Source organism: Nocardiopsis sp. iso_25, assembly GCF_056173305.1.
Genome location: NZ_CM149667.1, coordinates 5,337,043 through 5,354,613, shown reverse-complemented (window position 1 = coordinate 5,354,613; position 17,571 = coordinate 5,337,043). Strand labels below are relative to the sequence as shown.

Sequence of the window (17,571 nt, the reverse complement as noted above, 5' to 3'; positions counted from 1 at the left end):
CAGCCAGGTTCGCCCAGAGCACAGCCCCTCCGAGGGAGCGGGCACGGTGGTCGCTGTCACCGGTGCCGCCTCCGGGGTGGGCCGGCTCCTCGTGCAACGCCTGGCCGCGCCGGAGAGTTCCGCCCGCCTGCGCGAGGTCGTCGCCATCGACGCCGAACTCGCCGACCTGCGCGGCGTCACCTGGCGCGTCGCCGACGTGTGCGACCCCGGGCTGGTCTCCCGGCTCGGCGGGGTCGACGTGCTCGTGCACACCGCCGACGACCGCTCCCTGGAGACCCGGCCCGCCCGGCGCCGCGCGCACAACATCCGCGCGGCCCAGACGGTCCTGACCGCTGCCGCGGCCTCGGGGGTCCCCCGCGTCATCCTGGTCACCAGCACCGTGGTCTACGGCGCCGCCCCCGACAGCCCCGTGCCCCTGGCGGAGAACGCGCCGCGCGTGTCCGACAACAGCGAGGGGCTCATGGGCGACTTCGCCGAGATCGAGGACCTCGCCGAACGCGCCCGCCGGGCCCATCCCAGCCTCACCGTCACCGTCGTGCGACCCGCCCCGCTCGTGGGGCCCGGGCTCGACACCCTCCTCAGCCGCCACTTCTCCGCCCCGCGCCTGCTCACCGTCAAGGGGCACGAACAGCACTGGCAGTTCTGCCACGAGGACGACCTGGCCAGCGCCCTGGCCTTCTGCGCCCTGCACGGGGTGGACGGGCCCGAGGGCGTGGTCGCCGTGGCCAGCGAGGGCTCCCTCACCCAGGACGAGGTGGAGTCCGTCGCCGGGATGAAGCACTTCGAGGTGCCCGCCAACCTGGCCTTCGGTGCCGTCCGCCGCCTCCACCAGGCCCGGATCACCCCGGCGGCCGAGGGCGAGCTGAAGTTCCTCGTCTACCCGTGCGTGGTGGACTGCGCGGTGCTGCGCGAGGCCGGGTGGAAGCCCGCCCACGACAACGAGTCCGCCCTGTCCGCCCTCCTGGAGTCGCGCAGCGGCAGGCCCGCCCTGGTCGGCCGCAGCCTGGGCCGCAAGGAGGTCACCATCACCGCGGCGGGCGCCGCCGGAGCCGCCGCTGCGGCCATCGGCACCGCCGCCGCCATCCGCCACCTGCGCAGGCGCAAGGGGACGTGAGGCACGGATCCGCCCGAACCCCGCCGTCTCCGGAGCACCTGCGCGTGCGTCGGAACGCGCACCCGTGTCCCCACATGGGGGAACATCCGGTTGATACGGTCATGACGTGGAAGAGATCACTCTCGCGTCAGTACGCGACACCCCCCTGTCGGTGGACGAGGTCCTCGCCGCGGTCTCCGACCCGCGCGCGGGCGGCACCGCGGTCTTCGTCGGCACCGTCCGCGACCACGACCACGGCCGCGACGTCGCCCGCCTGGCCTACTCCGCCCACCCGACGGTGGAGGCCCAGCTGCGGGTCGTCATGGAGAAGGTCCTCAGCGACACCTCCGTCCCGGGCCGCCCCGTGGTGCGGATGGCCGCGACGCACCGGGTCGGCCAGTTGGAGATCGGCGACGTCGCGGTGGTCGTGGCCGCGGCGGCCGCGCACCGCCAGGAGGCCTTCGAGGCCTGCCGCCGCCTCATCGACGACCTCAAGGCCCAGGTGCCCATCTGGAAGCAGCAGGACTTCGAGGACGGTCGCAGCGAGTGGGTGGGCGCCCCCTGACCGCCCACGGCGGCCGGGCGGGCCGGAGGGAGGGCGGACCCCCGCCGGTCCGGACGCGGCAATAGGCTGGGGGGCATGCTCCGTCGTGCCATGACCCTCGTCGTCGCGCTCGTCCTCCTCGTGGGGCTCGGGATCGGCAGCCTCTACCTGCCCGTGCCCTACCTGGTCGCCGCGCCGGGCCTGACCGTGAACACCGTCGGGCAGACCGACCGGGGGCCGGTCATCGAGGTCGAGGGCGCCGAGAGCTACGAGCACGACGGCACCCTGTCCATGGTGACCGTGCAGTACGCGGGCGGACCCCAGCACCGGCTCGACTTCCTCACCGTCGTCACCGCCTGGCTCTCGCCCACCCAGGCGGTCCTGCCCGAGGAGCTGCTCTTCCCCGCCGGGCGCACGCCCGAGGAGGTCACCGAGCGCCAGACGGTGCAGATGAACGACTCGCAGACCGACGCCACCGCCGCCGCGCTCACCCAGCTCGGCATGGAGTACGAGGCGGTCCCCGTGGTCAGCGGCACCGTCGAGGGCATGCCCGCGCACGGCGTGGTGGAGGCGGGCGACGCCGTCGTGGCCGTGGACGGCGAGCCGGTGCCCACCCGGGGCGGCGACCCCGACGTCCCCGCCGGCAGCGGCGCGGTCGTGGAGATGGTCGGCGACCGCGAGCCCGGCGACCCGGTCGGGCTCACCCTGGAGCGCGACGGCGAGACCGTGGAGGTGGAGGTCGCCAGCGAGGAGGGCGACTCCGGCGGCGCGGCGATCGGCGTGCTCATCGCCGACGAGATCGACTTCCCCGTGGACGTGGAGATCACGATCGGCGACATCGGCGGGCCCAGCGCGGGCATGATGTTCGCGCTCGGGATCATGGACCGGCTCAGCGAGGAGGGCCTCACCGGCGGCGCGGACGTGGCCGGTTCGGGCACCATCACCGCCGACGGCCGGGTGGGCGGGATCAGCGGCATCCCGCAGAAGATGGTCAGCGCCCAGCGCGACGGCGCCGAGTACTTCCTCGTGGCCGCCGAGAGCTGCTCCCAGGTCGCCCAGTCGGCCGCCTACGGCGAGCTGGAGGTGGTCCGGGTGGAGACCCTCGACGACGCGGTCGGGGCCCTGGAGACCATCCGCACCGGCGAGGGCGAGCTGCCGCGCTGCGAGTAGGGGCGCGGCGCCCCTCCCGGGCTCCGGCCCGTGCCCGGCCATCCGCGACGGAGGGGGCCCCGGGCGCACCCCGCCTCGCGCGGGCGCGCCCGGGGCCCGCGGGCCCGGATCAGTCCTGTCCGGACTCCTCGTCCAGGTCCAGGGTCAGCGCCAGCGCGGAGGTCAGCGCCGGGATGAGGTCCGCCCCGTTGAGCACCTCGGACTCGCTGTCGTGGCTGCGCATGCGCATCGCGCAGTGCCGCGAGCCGTCGCGCAGCACGCCGGCGACCATGCGGATCTCCTCGGTCTCGCGGCCGGAGGAGCCCGGCCGCTCGTCCGGGGCCAGGGTCTCGTCCGTGCCCTTGACCACCAGGCGCTCCATCACCAGCGCGCACCCGGCCACGCCCTCCGGCCACAGGATGCGGCCCAGCGCCTCCTCCAGCGGGACGTCGGCGGGCAGCTGCTCCTGCTCGACGGGGGTCAGCTCGTCGGGGTCGGCGGGGGAGTCGATGCCCAGCAGGCCGGCCAGCGCGGGCTCCGCCCGCAGCAGCTCCGCGGTCGGCACCAGGGCGTACAGGCCCAGCGGCCGGTCCCAGCCCTGCTCGGCTGCGTGGTGTTCGAGGTCCATGACGGCTTCGCGAATGTTCGACACGTTTCCATAGTGACCGATGCGGGAAGCGCGACGCCCCTGTTTTCGGACAGTAGGGTCGCCACGTGGCCTTCCAGATGCGACTCCGATACAGCAACGATGCAGCCTTGTCACCCGGACGAGGGCCGTTTCGGGAACCCGGGGGCCACCGATTAAGTTTTCAGTAACAGAGCGCCACACGCGCACCCGTACGCACCTACCAAGCCAGAACGAGGGGGAGGCGTGAGCTTCCGATCGCCCGGCGCACCACCTGCGCGTATGCCTCGCCGATCAAGGTTGCTCGCGCCAGTCGCGGCGACCGTGGTCGTCATCATCGCGGGGCTGATGCTCGCCGCGAACTTCTGGACCGACTTCAAGTGGTTCGAGTCCGTCGGCTACACCTCGGTCTTCCTGACCGAACTGTGGACCCGCGTGCTGCTGTTCGCCGTCGCCGGACTGGTGATGGCCGTCATCGTCGGCGCCAGCATCTTCTTCGCCTACCGCTCCCGGCCCGGCATCCGACCGATGAGCCTGGAGCAGCAGGGCCTGGACCGCTACCGGCAGTCCATCGACCCGCACCGCAAGCTGTTCTTCTGGATCGCCGTGGGCGCCCTCGCGCTGCTGGCCGGAGCCGCGGCCAGCGGCGACTGGCGGTCCTACCTCCAGTTCGTGAACAGCACCGACTTCGGGGTGAACGACCCCGAGTTCGGCATGGACGTGGCCTTCTTCGCGTTCACCTACCCGTTCCTGCGCATCCTGCTCGGCTACCTGTACGCGGCGGTCATCCTGGCGTTCATCGCCGCGGTGATCGTGCACTACCTGTACGGCGGGGTCCGCCTCCAGAACGACTCCGGCCAGCGCGCCACCCCCTCGGCCCGCGTGCACCTGTCGGTGCTGCTGGGCCTGTTCGTGCTGCTGCGCGGCGGCTCGTACTGGCTGGACCGCTACGGCCTGGTCTTCTCCGAGCGCGGCTACACCTTCGGCGCCTCGTACACCGACGTGAACGCCGTCAAGACCGCGCTGCTCATCCTCACGGTCATCTCGGTCATCTGCGCCGTGCTGTTCTTCGCCAACATCTACTTCAAGAACATCATGGTGCCCATGGCCAGCCTCGGACTGCTGGTGCTGTCCGCGGTGCTGGTCGGCGCGGCCTACCCCGAGATCGTCCAGCGCTTCCAGGTCGAGCCCAACGAGCAGCGCCTGGAGAGCCCCTACATCGAGCGCAACATCGAGTACACGCGCCAGGCCTACGGCATCGACGACGCCGAGGTCCAGGCCTACGACGCCACCACCGAGCTCAGCGCCCAGGACCTGGTGGAGGAGTCCCAGGACACCACCGTGCGCCTGGTCGACCCCTCCGTCGTCTCGCAGACCTTCCAGCAGATGCAGCAGGTCCGCGGCTTCTACCAGTTCCCCGAGGTGCTGGAGGTCGACCGCTACCCGGACTCCGAGGGCAACCTGATCGACACGATCGTGGCCGTCCGCGAGCTGGACGGGCCGCCCGCCGACCAGGACAACTGGCTCAACCGGCACCTGATCTACACCCACGGCTACGGCATGGTCGCCGCCGCGGGCACCCAGATCGACGCCGAGGGGCGCCCGGTCTTCACCGAGTACAACATCCCTCCGCGCGGTGAGCTGAGCGACGTCGTCGGCGAGTACGAGCCGCGCATCTACTACGGCCGCGAGGGCGCCGAGTACGCGATCGTGCAGGCCGAGGAGGAGTACGACTACCCCCTCGACTCCGAGGAGGACACCGGCGACGTCCCGACCCCGGAGGACGCGGTCGAGCCGGAGGTCTCTCCCAGCCCGGACGAGGCCCGCGCCCCGGCCGACGCCGACCAGGAGGCCGTGGAGCAGACCGCCGAGGAGGCGCCCGCCGAGGGCGGGGGCCAGGGCGGCGGTGAGGGCGCCGAGGGCGCCGGCGGCGGTGAGGAGGGCAGCGACTCGCAGGCCTACAACCGCTACGACGGTGACGGCGGCGTCCAGCTGGCCAGCTTCTTCGACCGGATCCTGTACGCGATCAAGTACCAGGAACCCAACATCCTGCTCAACAGCGCCGTCACCAACGACTCGCGCATCATCTACGAGCGCGACCCGGTGGAGCGCGTGGAGAAGGTGGCCCCGTACCTGACCACGGACAGCCGCCCCTACCCGGCGGTCGTCGACGGCCGGGTCGTGTGGGTCGTGGACGCCTACACCACGTCCGACGGCTACCCGTACGCCAACCGGATCGACTTCACCCAGGCGGTGACCGACACCTTCACCGACGGCTCGGCCCAGCAGGTGGGCGCGCTGCCGGGCAACGAGGTCAACTACATCCGCAACTCGGTGAAGGCCACCGTCGACGCCTACGACGGCACCGTCACCCTGTACGCGTGGGACGAGGCGGACCCGGTCCTCCAGACCTGGATGGACGCCTTCCCCGGGACCGTGGTCAACAGGGACCAGATGAGCGAGGAGCTCATCGACCACCTGCGCTACCCGGACGACCTGTTCAAGGTGCAGCGCCAGATCATGCGCGAGTACCACGTGACGGACGCCGCCGCCTACTACGGCGGTCAGGACTTCTGGTCGGTCCCCAGCGACCCGACCAGCGAGACCGACGCTCCCGAGCCGCCCTACCGCCAGACCATCCAGTACCCGGACGAGGAGTCCACCTTCTCGCTGACCAGCACGTTCGTGCCGCGCGGCCGTGAGAACCTGGCGGCCTTCATGGCGGTGGACAGCGATCCGCGCTCCGAGAACTACGGCCAGCTCAAGCTGTTGGAGCTGCCGCGGAGCACGGTGATCCTCGGCCCGGGGCAGGTGCAGAACGCCTTCGACGCCGACGCCGACGTCCGCGAGGTGCTGCTGCCGCTGGAGCAGTCCAACGCGGAGGTGACGCGGGGCAACCTGCTCACGCTGCCGTTCGCCGGGGGCCTGCTCTACGTCGAGCCGCTGTACGTGCAGGCGGGCGGCGGCGGAGCCGCCTCCTTCCCGCTGCTCCAGCAGGTCATGGTCGGCTTCGGTGACGAGGTGGCCATCGGCAACAGCCTGCCGGACGCGCTCAGCAACCTCTTCGACGGAGAGGGCGCGGCACCCGAGGAGGGCGCCGAGCAGACTCCCGAGGAGGAGTCCGAGGCCGGGGCCGGCGGCGGCGGAGGAGACGGCGGCGGGGGCGACCAGGACCTCACCGAGTCCCTCAACGAGGCCGTCGAGGCCTGGGAGGAGGCCCAGCAGTCCAACGAGGAGGCCAACGACCGCCTGCGTGAGGCGCTGGAGGACATCCAGCAGCAGCTGGACGAGAACTGAGCCCCGCCTTCCGGCGGTGACCGCTCCGTGAGGGGGCGGGGGTCCTCGGACCCCCGCCCCCTCGGCGTTCGCCAGGGGCCGTGTCCGAGGGTCTGCGCGCTCCCCGTGCGTGTGTCCCCGGGAACAGGGGGAGCGGCTCCCGCGAAGGGGGCCCGGGGCCCGCTGACGCGTCCCGGTCCGCCGATTTGGGTTTTGGTTCAGGGCGCGCTACTGTGTAGACACAACGACGCGGGGTGGAGCAGTTCGGTAGCTCGCTGGGCTCATAACCCAGAGGTCGCAGGTTCAAATCCTGTCCCCGCTACCAGACCCGGACCCGGGAGAAATCCCGGGTCCGTCGGTTTTCCGGTTCCTCCTTTTGCGGAGGAGAACGGAGGACGGGCTTCCCCGGGGAAGTCCGGGTGGTCGGACCAGGGCGCAAGCGCTGGTAGGATTGCCGAAGGCGGTCGGGAAACCGACTGCCGCAGGGTGGGATCTCCACCGGTTTTCCACGCGGAAACGCAAAGAAAACCGATTTGCCACCCGGGGGTTGACCCCCTAAAATAGAGATCACGACGCGGGGTGGAGCAGTTCGGTAGCTCGCTGGGCTCATAACCCAGAGGTCGCAGGTTCAAATCCTGTCCCCGCTACCAGCAAAACGCCGGGCGCATTTCGCGCCCGGCGTTTTTCGTGTGCCCGTGTGCCCGTGTGCCCGTGTGCCGCCCGGTCTCCCGGGCGGCGCGCGCTCAGCGGGTGCGGCCCTCCACGAGTTCGACCACCCGGTCGGCCCGCTCGGCCACCTTGGGGTCGTGGGTCACCACGACCACCGCCGCGTCGCGGAGCCGGGCCTGCTCCAGCAGCTGGTCCATGATCACGGTGCTGCTGGCGGCGTCCAGGGCGCCCGTGGGCTCGTCGGCGAGGATCAGGGCGGGTTCACGGCTCAGTGCCCGCGCCAGGGCCACACGCTGCTGCTCACCGCCGGAGAGCTGGTGCGGCTGCGAGTGCAGCCGGTGTCCCAGCCCCACGGCCTCCAGCAGCTCGCGGGCCCGAGCCCGGCGGCGCAGCAGCGGCACGCCGCCGAGCACCATCGGCACGCCGACGTTGGCCAGGGCGGTCCGCCGCTCCAGCAGGTGGAACTGCTGGAACACGAAGCCGATCCCCTCGCCGCGCAGTCGCGACCTCGGGCCCTCGCCCAGGCGGGTGGTGTCCACGCCGTCGAACGTGTACGTGCCGCCGCTGGGCCGGTCGAGCAGGCCCAGCACGTTGAGCAGGGTGGACTTGCCCGAGCCGGACTGGCCGACGATCGCCACCACCTCGCCCCGCCCCACCCGGAACGTGCAGTCGCGCAGCACGTCGATCCGGGCCCCCGACACCGTGAAGTGCCGGGTCATCCCCGCCACGTCCAGCAGGGGCGCCGGGCGGGCGTGGCGCGGCGCGGCCCCGGGGGCCGGTGCGTCGACGGACATCTAGCCCTCACCCTCCTCGGCGAACCCGTCCTCGGGGTCGTGCGCGCCGGGCACGTCGAACCGGGGGTCGAGCGGGATCGGGTCCAGGACCGCCTCACCGATGCTCAGCCCCTCGGTGACCTCCACGGACGACCCGTCGGAGACGCCCAGCACCACCTCGCGGGTCTCCTCGGTGCCGTCCTCGCCCACCACCACGACCTCGCCCGCCCCGGCGGTGCCGCGCACCGCGGTCACGGGGATGACGAGCGCGTTCGCGGCCGTGCCGGTGCTGACCGACAGCTGCCCCTGGACGCCCTCGAAGACCTCCAGGTCGGCGGGCACGCGGCAGGCCAGTTCGGCCCCGCCGCCACCGCCGCCGACGTCCTCGGCGCCCTCGCCGCCCCCGTCATCGGGGACGGGGGCGCCGCCCTCGGCCGTGCCCAGGGACAGGAACTCGCACGCGGTGGCGGGCGGCCCCTGGTCGATCTGGAGCAGGATGTCCCGGGGGTCCTCGTAGAACCGGTAGAGGTCGTTGGGCGGGATCGACGCGACGGCGCGGAACTCCTCGGGGGCGACCGTGGCCACCACCGCGCCGGGCTCCAGCACGTCGCCGACCATGACGTCCTCCAGCCCCGACACCGTTCCGGCGGCGGGCGCGTACAGGGTGACCTCCTCAGTCGTGAGGGCGTCGGGGACCCGGCCGTCCTCCCCGACGACGGGCTCCCCCTGGGCGGGCACCTTCACGTTGACCACCGGGGCGCCCTGGCCGAGCTCGGCACCCTCGCCCACCCACAGGTGGGAGACCGTGCCCCCGTTTCGGGCCTCGACCGGCTCGCCGGGCTCGGCCCGGACGACGGCGTCCAGCACCAGCACGGAGCTGACCTCGCCCAGCACCACCTCGACCGGGGCCCCGCCCACGTCCATGGCGGCCTCCTGCAGGCCGGCGTCCTCTCCGGCGCCCGGGCCGCCCAGGCGTGACACCAGGAGGTAGCCGGCGCCGGTCAGTCCTCCCACGAGGACCAGGACCGCGCCGATGATGATCCACTTCTTCACGTGATGTCTCCTATTCCCGGAGTCCGGCGACCACGGACGCGCGCAGCGCCCGCATCGCGGGGATGATCCCGGCCAGCATCCCGACGAGGGCGGCGCTGCCCAGGCCGACGAGTACTCCGGACGCGGGGATGACGAGGGGGACGTCGGCGGGCAGCGACACGAGGCCGCCCAGCACCGCGCCGACGGCGGCCAGCAGGGCCCAGCAGGCGGCCAGCGCGATGAGCCCGGCCACCAGGGACACCACGACCGACTCCATGACCACCGCCACGAACAGGGTGAACCGGCTCGCGCCCAGGGCGCGGTAGGTGGCCAGCTCGCGGCGCCGCTCGCGCACCGTGACCAGTCCCACGTTGAGCACGCCCAGCAGGCCGGTGGTGAGGGTGACGGCGGCGATGCCGGTCAGGCCCCAGGACATGTAGGTGATGACCTCGCCGATCTCCTCGGCGTAGTCCGTGCGGTAGGCCATGACGGCGTCCTGCTCCTCCACGCCCCAGCGCCAGGACACCGACGCCAGGCGCTCGGAGAAGACCTCGCCCCACGGGTCCTGCGCCGCGGGGTCGTCCGGGTCGATCCGCACCTGGTAGGTGGTCATGTCGCCCATGAGGAACGGGTCGGCCGACCCCTCCTGCTCCTGTGCGCCGGTGGAGGTCCCGAAGAGCAGTTCCTCGGAGGCGGGGGCGCGCAGCAGGTAGGCGCTGTACCAGCCCATGTCCAGCGCGGAGCCCTCCAGGACGCCGATGACGCGCACGTCCGTCCACCGGTCGGTGCCGACCTGGACGCGGGTGAGGTCGCCCAGCGCGCCGGCGAGTTCCTCGTTGACGACCATGACCGGGGCCAGCGACTCGGTGTCGGCCTCGGTGAACCAGCGGCCCTCGGCCAGGTTCATCCGCCGGATGTCGCCCAGCGTGGGGTCCACGCCGAGGAACTCCACGTCGGGCAGGGGGGAGCCGCCGGAGCGGATCGATGGGGCGTGGGAGGGCCTGTGGTAGATCGAGATGTCCCGGCCGCCCGCCCGGACCAGGTCCTGTTCGAAGGCGGCGCGGTCGGTGACCCGGCCCTGCACGGTGACCTCCATGGTCGCCGGGCGGCCCGCGTTGGCCTCGCTGTAGGCGGTGGCGAAGCGCTGGCCGAAGTCGCTGGCGCTGACCACGAGGATCAGCGCGCCGACACCGACGACGATGCCCGCGCAGGACAGGATGGTCCGGGCCACGTTGGCCCGTGAACCGGCGAAGGCCAGCACGATCCCGGCTGTGAGGGAACGCAGCATTCGGCCCCTTCCCGTGATGTCTGTGAGATCCGGACGCCGCGACGGCGGCGGCGGGATACCCGCGGGGGTGGCGGGGTTTCACCTGACTCATCGTGGAAGGGGACGGTTTCGGTTCAGCCCGACAGCGCGGATTCCGGACTGCCGTTTCGGGCTGTGCACAGGGGGGAGGGGCGGGCGGGGACGCCGCGCGGCAGGAGCCTCAGACCGCCTCGAAGCCGTCGCAGGTGAGCGGCGTCCCGGAGCCGGTGTCCGACCAGACCACCGTGTGCGCCCCGGCGGAGGGGCGGTCCCCGGCGCCCTCGAAGTCGTCGGGGTAGCGCACGCGGGTCCACTCGCCGGGGGAGACCGGCGCCTCGGTGGCGGCGGTGCCGCCGCGGGGCCCGATGACGGAGACGGTCACCGAGTCGGTGTCCGCGCCCTCCGGCGCCAGGACGCCCAGGCCGACGGTGCCGTCCGCGGCCGTGCGCGGCGCCTCGGTGCGCCAGAGGCGGGCGGTCCGGTCGTCCACGGCGGGCGCGCACAGGTACCTGGCGGGGTCGAACGCGGCGCCGGGGACGCCCAGGCCGGGGCCCTCGCCCCGCACGGAGGAGCGCACGGTGTCGGCGATCATCTCGCGCAGCTGTTCGGGGGTGTGCCCGTGGCCGCCGCAGGCGGTGGCCAGCAGGACCGCGGCCGCGCACAGGACGGCCCACAGGGGTGTCGTGGTCAGCACACCACCGCACGTTACTACGTACGGTGGTGGAGCGTGTACCCGTTGTCGTGGCAGGGGTGGGGGTCAGGCGCGGCGCAGCGGGGTGGGGCCGCCGTTGAGCCAGGTCAGCACCTGGTCGTGGATCTCCCCGTTGGTGCACACCAGGGGGCCGCCGTCCTCGAAGCCCTCGCCGCGCAGGTTGGTGGCCCGTCCGCCCGCCTCCTCCAGGATGACGGGCAGCGGCGCGGCGTCCCACAGCGACAGCTCGGGCTCGGCGGAGATGTCCACGACGCCCTCGGCGACCATCACGTGCGACCAGAAGTCGCCGTAGGCGCGGGTGCGCCAGACCGAGCGGGTCAGGCCGAGGAAGGAGTCGAGGCGGTCCTGCTTCTCCCAGCCGGTCAGCGAGGAGAAGCTCAGCGAGGCCTCCGACAGCTCCGACACCTTGGACACGTGGCAGCGCGAGGCCTTGGACAGACTGCGGCCCTGCCAGGCGCCGCCGCCCTTGGAGGCCCACCAGCGGCGGTACAGCGCCGGGGCCGAGACCACGCCCACCACGGGGCGGTCCCCCTCCAGCAGGGCGATCAGGGTCGCCCACACCGGGACGCCGCGGACGTAGTTCGCGGTGCCGTCGATGGGGTCGATGACCCACACCCGGTTGCTGTTGCCCGTCTTGCCGTACTCCTCGCCCACCACGGCGTCGCGGGGCCGGGCGCGGGAGAGCACGCCGCGCAGCGTCTCCTCCACCATCCGGTCGGCCTCGGTGACGTGGGTGAAGTCGGGTTTGGTGTCGACGACGAGGTCAAGCGCCCGGAAGCGCTTGAGCGCGATGTCGTCGGCAGCGTCGGCGAGCACGTGGGCCAGCCGCAGATCATCGTCAAAGGACATCATGACCGGTAACGCTACCGTTCCTGAACGGTGATCAGAAGTGGCCAGTGGCTCCCAGGGGCCACGCTGGCACCGCACCCGTCCCGAACGGTGCCGGATGGGCTGGGCCACAGCCTCGTCCTCAGGGGTGATGCCCGTGAGCCGGTCACGCATGCTCACCCCGGTCGGCGCGGGGGCCGGGAACGGGTCGGCGATCGACCGCAACCGCCGCGTGCCGGTACCCGCCGTCTCGCCCCACCTCCTGACCGGAGTGCTGGTTCCCGGCCGCCCGGGTCCGCGGGAACGGCGGCCCGGCGGAGGGGAGCGTCAGGGGCGTCGCCCGCGGCGGCGGATGCGAGGATGGGGAGCATGGACACCGCGAACCGACAGGGGCGCGCCGAGGGCACCTCGGCGCGGGAGCGGTTGCTGGACGCCGCCTACGCCGAGGTCGTCTCGGGAGGCTGGTCCGACCGGCGCATGGCCGACATCGCGGCGGTCGCCCGGGTGTCGCGCCAGACCCTGTACAACGTGTTCGGCAGCAAGGAGGGCCTGCTCCAGGCCGTCGTGGTGCGCGAGGTGAACGCGCTGCTGGACCGGGTGGTGCGCCTCCTGGACGAGGAGGGCGAGGACCCGCCGCACGCGGTGAGCCGGGCCACGCGCCTGGTGCTGCTGTCCGCCCGCGACAACCCGCTGCTGCGCGCGGTGGTGACCGGGGACCACGGGCTCCTGCCGGTGCTCACCACGCGCGCCGAACCGCTGCTGGACGTCCTGGGCGAGCGCATCACCGCCCTGCTGGGGGAGCGCTACCCGGAGTTGGCCGACTCCGCCGCCGAGGTCGCGGCCGACGTCGCCCTGCGCCTGACGGTGTCCTACTCGTTGCAGCCCATCGACCCCGACGAGGCCGCGCGCAGGGTCGAGACGGTCGTGCACGGGATGCTGACGGTCGGCCGCTGAGGGGGTGGCGCCGTGGTGGAGGGTCCGCTGACGGAGAGCGAGCGCCGTGAGGTGCTGCGCGCCTGCATGGCCGACGGGCGGATCACCGCGATCCCGGTCCGCCGCACCGCCCGGCTGGTCCTGCTCGACCAGGTCGCCCGCGCCTTCGAACCGGGGGTGCGCTACAGCGAGGCCGAGGTCAACGCGGTCCTGAGCGGGTTCAGCGCGAACGTGGCGGTGCTGCGCCGCGGTCTGGTCGACGAGGGGTTCATGGAGCGCGACCGCACCCGGTACTGGCGCTGCGGCGGGACCGTGGAGGTCTGATCCGGGCGGCCGCAGCCGGTGGAAGCCGGTGCGGCCGCCCGGTGGGCGCGGCCCGACCGCGTTCAGCGGCGGGGCGCGGCGAGCAGGTCCACCACCCCCGTGCCGTCCTCGTCCGGGTGGCCCCCGGCGAGGCGGCGCTCCATCAGCTCCGCGTACGGTGCGAGGAGTTCGGCGCTCACCCCCTGCTCCTCGGCGGTGCGCAGCAGGGTCCGGTTGCCCCTCACCTGCATGGCGAGGTTGGACACGACGCCCCTGGTGTAGTCGCCGCTCTCCAACCGCTCCGCGGTGGTGTGGACGCCGACGGTCATCGCGCCCAGCCAGTCCGCCAGCAGGGACGCGAACCCCTTCAGCGGCACGTCCTCGCCGCGGACCAGGGCGAAGGCGTGCGCGACCCCGGCGAACATGCCGTTCATCGCGCTGAGCAGTGCCACGTCGTGCAGGTCGGCCAGCCCGGCGTCCCCGCCGACGAACACGGTCCCGGCCACGGCGGACAGGGCCGCCTCGTGCTCGGCGAAGGCCTCCTCTGAACCGCTGTAGAACACGTACCCGCCCGAGCCGGGGGCGCCGATCATCGGCGGAACGGCCATGACGCCGCCGCTGACGAAGCGGGCGCCGCGCCCGCGCGCCCACTCCGCGCGGGCCCGCGCCTGGTCCGGCGTCCCGGTGGTGAGGTTGAACAGGTCCCGGTCCGCCAGGTCGGCGTCGGCCAGCACCGCGCCCACGGAGTCGTCGTCGAGCAGGCAGGCCACCACCAGGCGGGCGGAGGCCACCGCCCCGGCCGCCGTCGCGGCGACGTCGGCGCCCTCCCGGGCCAGCGGCTCGGCTCGGGACGGGGTCCGGTTCCAGACGGTCAGCGGGTACCCGGCGGCGAGCCAGGCCCGGGCGAGTGCGGTGCCCATGTCCCCGAGCCCGAGCAGGGCGACGCGGGGCTTCTCGGTGTCGTGTGCGTTCATGTGGACTAGGGAGTGTTCCGCGGAGGCTTTCGGATCAGCGAGCGGCCGTCCGGGCAATCTCTCGCAAGACGGTTCGCGCAGGTCAGCCTGGTTGGCTTTTCAAGCGAAACCGGCGCAGCGAGAGGCAGCCCGGTGGTCGCGAGCCCGAAATGATCCGAGGAACACGACCTAGGCTCGGGGCCCGTCGGGGCCCCGACAAGTACGCACTTCGAAGTGCGTGCGCACTCCGGGGTAAGCGTGCTGGTGGGAGGACGGGGCGATGGTCGGCGTACGGAGGCCCGGTGCGTACCACTGCGGCATCGACGCGGTGATGGACGTCATCGGCGGCAGGTGGAAGGTGCTGATCCTGTGGGCGCTGGACGAGGAGCCGCGCCGCTTCGGCGAGCTGCGCCGGATGCTCGACGGCGTCACCGAGAAGGTCCTGGCCTCGCACCTGCGCGAGCTGGAGGAGGACGGGATCGTGCACCGGGAGGACTTCGGCGAGGTGCCGCCCCGGGTCGGAGTACTCGCTCACCTCGGTGGGGGAGTCCCTGAACGGGGCCCTGGCCCCGCTCGGCGCCTGGGGCCGCGCGCACGTCATCGATGCCGCCGGGCCGGTGGACGCGCACCGGCGCTGACGACCCGGACTACTCTCCCCGTTCGGCGGAGTGCTCTCCCGGGGCGCCCCGGCGCCGGAGGGGCCGTACGAGGAGGACCGTCTGCCAGGCGAGCGCGACGACGGCGAGCCCGAGGAGCACGTAGGCGAGGACCGTCAGGTCCGGCCCGCCGTTCCCCATCCATATGTCCAGGAGCACCGCCGCTGTCACGAGGAGGGCGCTGGCGGCTCCCGCGACGGTCACCGCGCCCACACGTCTGTCGTCGTCCTTCACAGGGGGGTCCTCCGGAAAAACAGGGGGTGGTGCCGGTCAGGACTCGTTCTCGTCGGTGTTCGCGACCTCCCCGGTGTCCCCCTCGCGGCTGGTGAGCAGGCGGCGCAGGGAGGCCACGCGGTCCGGGTCGAGTTCTCCCCGCTCCAGTGCGGCCCGGATCGCGCAGTCGGGGGCGTCGGGCTGGTGCGAGCACCCGGCGGGGCAGTCCTCGGCGGCCTCGGCCAGGTCGGCGAAGCCCTCGACGATGTCCTCGGGGTCGATGTGGGCCAGGCCGAAGCTGCGCACGCCCGGGGTGTCGATCAGCCAGCCGCCCTCGAAGGGCAGCGCGGCGGCGGACGTGGAGGTGTGGCGGCCCCGTCCGGTGACGGCGTTGACGTGGCCCACGGCCCGGTCGGTGCCGGGGACGAGCCGGTTGACCAGGGTGGACTTGCCCACCCCGGAGGAGCCCACGAGCACGGTGGTGCGGTCGGCCAGACGGGCGCGCAGGCCGTCCAGGCCGCTCTCGGGGTCGAGCACCTCGTAGGGCACGCCCAGGGGCGCGTACACCCGCACCAGCTCGTCCGGGGAGGCCAGGTCGGCCTTGGTCAGGCACAGCAGCGGGGAGAGCCCGGCGTCGTAGGCGGCGACCAGACAGCGGTCCACGAAGCGCGGCTGCGGCGCGGGGTCGGCCAGGGCGCAGACGATCGCCAGCTGGTCGGCGTTGGCCACGATCACCCGCTCGACCGGGTCGGTGTCGTCGGCCGTGCGTCTGAGCACGGACGCCCGCTCCCTGACCCGCACGACGCGGGCCAGGGTGTCGGGTCTGCCGGACAGGTCGCCGACCACGTCGACGCGGTCGCCGACCACGATCGAGCCGCGGCCCAGCTCGCGTGCCTTCATCGCCACGACGGGAACGCCGTTGACCAGGCAGCGGTACCGGCCCCGGTCCACGGCGGTGACCAGGCCCTCCACGGCGTTCTCGTGCTTGGGCCGGTTGCGGGTGCGGGGGCGCGAACCGCCCCGGGCGCGCACGCGGATGTCGTCCTCGTCCAGGTGGCGTCCCCCGCCCCGCGTGCGGCTCATGCCAGGGCCTCCGCCCACAGGCCAGGGAAGTCGGGCAGGGTCTTGCGCGTGGTGGCGATGTTCTCCACCTCCACCCCGGGCACCGCGAGCCCGATCACCGCTCCCGAGGTGGCCATCCGGTGGTCGTCGTAGGAGTGGAACACCCCGGCGCGCATCGGGCGCGGGTTGATGACCAGCCCGTCGGGCAGCTCCTCGGCGTCGCCGCCCAGCCGGTTGATCTCGGCGGCCAGCGCGGCGATGCGGTCGGTCTCGTGGCGGCGCAGGTGCGCGATGCCGGTCAGCCGGGAGGGGGTCGTGGCGAGCGCGGCCACGGCGGCCACGGTGGGCGTGAGCTCGCCCACGTCGCGCAGGTCGGCGTCGATGCCCAGGATCCGGCCGGTGCCGTGCAGGGTGAGCAGCCCCTCGGGCGAGCGGGAGACCTCGCCGCCCATCCGGGTGAACAGCGAACGCAGCTCGTCGCCGGGCTGGGTGGTGTGCTCCGGCCACCCCTCGATCGTCACCTCGCCCCCGGTGACCAGGGCGGCGGCCAGGAAGGGCGCGGCGTTGGACAGGTCGGGCTCCACGGTGATGTCGGAGACCTTGACCGGTCCGGGCTCGACCCTCCAGGAGTCGTCGGCGGTGGACACGGCGACCCCGGCCGCGCGAAGCATCTCCACGGTCATGTCCAGGTGCGGCTGGGAGGGCACGGGGGGACCGGAGTGGCGCACGTGCACGCCCTCGGTGAAGCGCGCGCCGCTCAGGAGCAGCGCCGACACGAACTGGGAGGAGCCGGACGCGTCGAGGGTCACCTCGCCGCCGCGCACGGCGCCGGTGCCGTGCACGGCCATCGGCAGCGCGCCGCGGCCGCCGTCGTCGATGTCGGCGCCCAGGGCGCGCAGGGCGGCCAGCAGCTCGCCCACGGGCCGCTCGCGGGCGCGCGGGTCGCCGTCGAACTCCACCGTGCCCGAGGCCAGGGCCGCCACCGGCGGCACGAACCGCATCACCGTGCCCGCGTTGCCGACGTCGACGGAGGCCGGACCGCGCAGCGGGGCGGGGGTGACCGCCATGTCCTCCCCCTCGGTGGTGATCCCCACACCCAGGGCGCGCAGGGAGCCCGCCATCAGCTCGCTGTCCCGGCTGACCAGCGGGCGGCGCACCAGGCACGGCGTCTCCGACAGGGCGGCCAGGACCAGCGCGCGGTTGGTCATGGACTTGGACCCCGGCAGCGACAGCCGGGCGCGCACCGGCCGCTCGGCCGTGGGCGCGGGCCAGTGCCCGTCGGCGGCCCCGGCCGTGCTCGGGGACGGTGCGGTGCCGGGGTTCTGGCCGGACTGGACGGGCTGCGAGGACGCGGACTCAGGCATGACACAAGGTTATCGGGCGCGGCGCGGCCGCAGGGGAACGCCTTCCCGCCTGTGGACGACGCGTTGGAGACGCGTCGGAG

Annotated in this window: 16 protein-coding genes, 2 tRNA genes and 1 pseudogene; 9 read left to right on the top strand and 10 right to left on the bottom strand. The window is 73.3% G+C overall.

Annotated elements, in window-relative coordinates:
- Nucleotides 1-46 precede the first annotated feature (46 nt).
- The 3 genes from AC0VX6_RS22960 to AC0VX6_RS22950 all read left to right on the top strand — a co-directional run bounded on the left by AC0VX6_RS22960 (nucleotide 47) and on the right by AC0VX6_RS22950 (nucleotide 2,807).
- Nucleotides 47-1,114, top strand: coding sequence for an NAD-dependent epimerase/dehydratase family protein (locus AC0VX6_RS22960; RefSeq protein WP_475466018.1), 1,068 nt, complete (start codon nucleotides 47-49; stop codon nucleotides 1,112-1,114).
- A gap of 106 nt (nucleotides 1,115-1,220) precedes the next feature.
- Nucleotides 1,221-1,658 carry a molybdenum cofactor biosynthesis protein MoaE gene (locus AC0VX6_RS22955; RefSeq protein WP_212642936.1) on the top strand — a complete coding sequence of 146 codons (438 nt, stop codon included), beginning with the start codon at nucleotides 1,221-1,223 and terminating at the stop codon, nucleotides 1,656-1,658.
- 90 nt (nucleotides 1,659-1,748) lie between these two features.
- Nucleotides 1,749-2,807 (top strand): YlbL family protein, encoded by a 1,059-nt coding sequence (locus AC0VX6_RS22950; protein ID WP_475469421.1) that lies wholly within the window; start codon nucleotides 1,749-1,751, stop codon nucleotides 2,805-2,807.
- Between the two features lie 109 nt (nucleotides 2,808-2,916).
- Here AC0VX6_RS22950 and AC0VX6_RS22945 read toward each other — a convergent pair whose 3' ends face one another.
- On the bottom strand, nucleotides 2,917-3,438 hold the full coding sequence (locus AC0VX6_RS22945) for a PPA1309 family protein (protein ID WP_475466016.1): 522 nt from the start codon (nucleotides 3,436-3,438) through the stop codon (nucleotides 2,917-2,919).
- A gap of 297 nt (nucleotides 3,439-3,735) precedes the next feature.
- Here AC0VX6_RS22945 and AC0VX6_RS22940 point away from each other — a divergent pair, with 297 nt between their 5' ends.
- The 3 genes from AC0VX6_RS22940 to AC0VX6_RS22930 all read left to right on the top strand — a co-directional run bounded on the left by AC0VX6_RS22940 (nucleotide 3,736) and on the right by AC0VX6_RS22930 (nucleotide 7,337).
- On the top strand, nucleotides 3,736-6,708 hold the full coding sequence (locus tag AC0VX6_RS22940; protein ID WP_475469420.1) for a UPF0182 family membrane protein: 2,973 nt from the start codon (nucleotides 3,736-3,738) through the stop codon (nucleotides 6,706-6,708).
- Nucleotides 6,709-6,935: 227 nt separating this feature from the next.
- Nucleotides 6,936-7,012: transfer RNA gene (locus tag AC0VX6_RS22935), tRNA-Met, on the top strand.
- Nucleotides 7,013-7,260: 248 nt separating this feature from the next.
- A tRNA-Met gene (locus tag AC0VX6_RS22930) sits at nucleotides 7,261-7,337 on the top strand.
- 93 nt (nucleotides 7,338-7,430) lie between these two features.
- On the opposite strand, the gene AC0VX6_RS22925 is transcribed toward AC0VX6_RS22930, so the two are convergent.
- From AC0VX6_RS22925 to hisN, 5 genes are all read right to left on the bottom strand, one after another.
- The gene (locus AC0VX6_RS22925; RefSeq protein ID WP_475466014.1) at nucleotides 7,431-8,150 is read right to left on the bottom strand and encodes an ABC transporter ATP-binding protein; all 720 of its coding nucleotides are present in this window, start codon (nucleotides 8,148-8,150) and stop codon (nucleotides 7,431-7,433) included.
- The gene (locus tag AC0VX6_RS22920) at nucleotides 8,151-9,182 is read right to left on the bottom strand and encodes a permuted SH3 domain-containing protein (protein ID WP_274974610.1); all 1,032 of its coding nucleotides are present in this window, start codon (nucleotides 9,180-9,182) and stop codon (nucleotides 8,151-8,153) included.
- A 10-nt stretch (nucleotides 9,183-9,192) separates the two neighbouring features.
- Complete coding sequence (locus tag AC0VX6_RS22915) at nucleotides 9,193-10,449, bottom strand: ABC transporter permease (RefSeq protein WP_475466012.1); 1,257 nt, start codon at nucleotides 10,447-10,449, stop codon at nucleotides 9,193-9,195.
- A 199-nt stretch (nucleotides 10,450-10,648) separates the two neighbouring features.
- Nucleotides 10,649-11,161 carry a hypothetical protein gene (locus tag AC0VX6_RS22910; protein WP_475466011.1) on the bottom strand — a complete coding sequence of 171 codons (513 nt, stop codon included), beginning with the start codon at nucleotides 11,159-11,161 and terminating at the stop codon, nucleotides 10,649-10,651.
- Nucleotides 11,162-11,224: 63 nt separating this feature from the next.
- Entirely contained in the window at nucleotides 11,225-12,031 is an 807-nt protein-coding gene (gene hisN, locus AC0VX6_RS22905; RefSeq protein WP_274974607.1) for a histidinol-phosphatase, read from the bottom strand.
- 345 nt (nucleotides 12,032-12,376) lie between these two features.
- On the opposite strand from hisN, the gene AC0VX6_RS22900 reads away from it, so the two are divergent.
- Together AC0VX6_RS22900 and AC0VX6_RS22895 are read left to right on the top strand one after the other, a co-directional pair.
- Nucleotides 12,377-12,961, top strand: coding sequence for a TetR/AcrR family transcriptional regulator (locus AC0VX6_RS22900; RefSeq protein ID WP_047867405.1), 585 nt, complete (start codon nucleotides 12,377-12,379; stop codon nucleotides 12,959-12,961).
- Nucleotides 12,962-12,973: 12 nt separating this feature from the next.
- Complete coding sequence (locus AC0VX6_RS22895; RefSeq protein ID WP_019608133.1) at nucleotides 12,974-13,264, top strand: DUF2087 domain-containing protein; 291 nt, start codon at nucleotides 12,974-12,976, stop codon at nucleotides 13,262-13,264.
- Nucleotides 13,265-13,326: 62 nt separating this feature from the next.
- Here AC0VX6_RS22895 and AC0VX6_RS22890 read toward each other — a convergent pair whose 3' ends face one another.
- Nucleotides 13,327-14,217: an NAD(P)-dependent oxidoreductase gene (locus tag AC0VX6_RS22890; protein WP_475466008.1), complete on the bottom strand. Its 891-nt coding sequence runs from the start codon at nucleotides 14,215-14,217 to the stop codon at nucleotides 13,327-13,329.
- A gap of 259 nt (nucleotides 14,218-14,476) precedes the next feature.
- On the opposite strand from AC0VX6_RS22890, the pseudogene AC0VX6_RS22885 reads away from it, so the two are divergent.
- Nucleotides 14,477-14,834: pseudogene (locus AC0VX6_RS22885) on the top strand (winged helix-turn-helix transcriptional regulator).
- Between the two features lie 9 nt (nucleotides 14,835-14,843).
- Here AC0VX6_RS22885 and AC0VX6_RS22880 read toward each other — a convergent pair.
- From AC0VX6_RS22880 to aroA, 3 genes are read right to left on the bottom strand one after another with little or no spacing between them, the layout of a single operon-like run.
- Nucleotides 14,844-15,086 (bottom strand): hypothetical protein, encoded by a 243-nt coding sequence (locus AC0VX6_RS22880; RefSeq protein WP_475466006.1) that lies wholly within the window; start codon nucleotides 15,084-15,086, stop codon nucleotides 14,844-14,846.
- Between the two features lie 36 nt (nucleotides 15,087-15,122).
- A complete protein-coding gene (rsgA, locus tag AC0VX6_RS22875; protein ID WP_475466005.1) occupies nucleotides 15,123-16,148 on the bottom strand; it encodes a ribosome small subunit-dependent GTPase A in 1,026 nt (341 codons plus the stop codon).
- A complete protein-coding gene (gene aroA / locus AC0VX6_RS22870) occupies nucleotides 16,145-17,491 on the bottom strand; it encodes a 3-phosphoshikimate 1-carboxyvinyltransferase (protein WP_475466003.1) in 1,347 nt (448 codons plus the stop codon). The genes rsgA and aroA overlap by 4 nt, the downstream gene beginning before the upstream one ends.
- Nucleotides 17,492-17,571: the final 80 nt, after the last annotated feature.

Coding starts and splice junctions, on each gene's coding strand:
- aroA (WP_475466003.1), bottom strand. CDS start 17,491: ATGCCTGAGTCCGCGTCCTCGCAGCCCGTCCAGTCCGGCCAGAACCCC.
- AC0VX6_RS22890 (WP_475466008.1), bottom strand. CDS start 14,217: ATGAACGCACACGACACCGAGAAGCCCCGCGTCGCCCTGCTCGGGCTC.
- AC0VX6_RS22950 (WP_475469421.1), top strand. CDS start 1,749: ATGACCCTCGTCGTCGCGCTCGTCCTCCTCGTGGGGCTCGGGATCGGC.
- rsgA (WP_475466005.1), bottom strand. CDS start 16,148: ATGAGCCGCACGCGGGGCGGGGGACGCCACCTGGACGAGGACGACATC.
- hisN (WP_274974607.1), bottom strand. CDS start 12,031: ATGATGTCCTTTGACGATGATCTGCGGCTGGCCCACGTGCTCGCCGAC.
- AC0VX6_RS22900 (WP_047867405.1), top strand. CDS start 12,377: ATGGACACCGCGAACCGACAGGGGCGCGCCGAGGGCACCTCGGCGCGG.
- AC0VX6_RS22925 (WP_475466014.1), bottom strand. CDS start 8,150: ATGTCCGTCGACGCACCGGCCCCCGGGGCCGCGCCGCGCCACGCCCGC.
- AC0VX6_RS22915 (WP_475466012.1), bottom strand. CDS start 10,449: ATGCTGCGTTCCCTCACAGCCGGGATCGTGCTGGCCTTCGCCGGTTCA.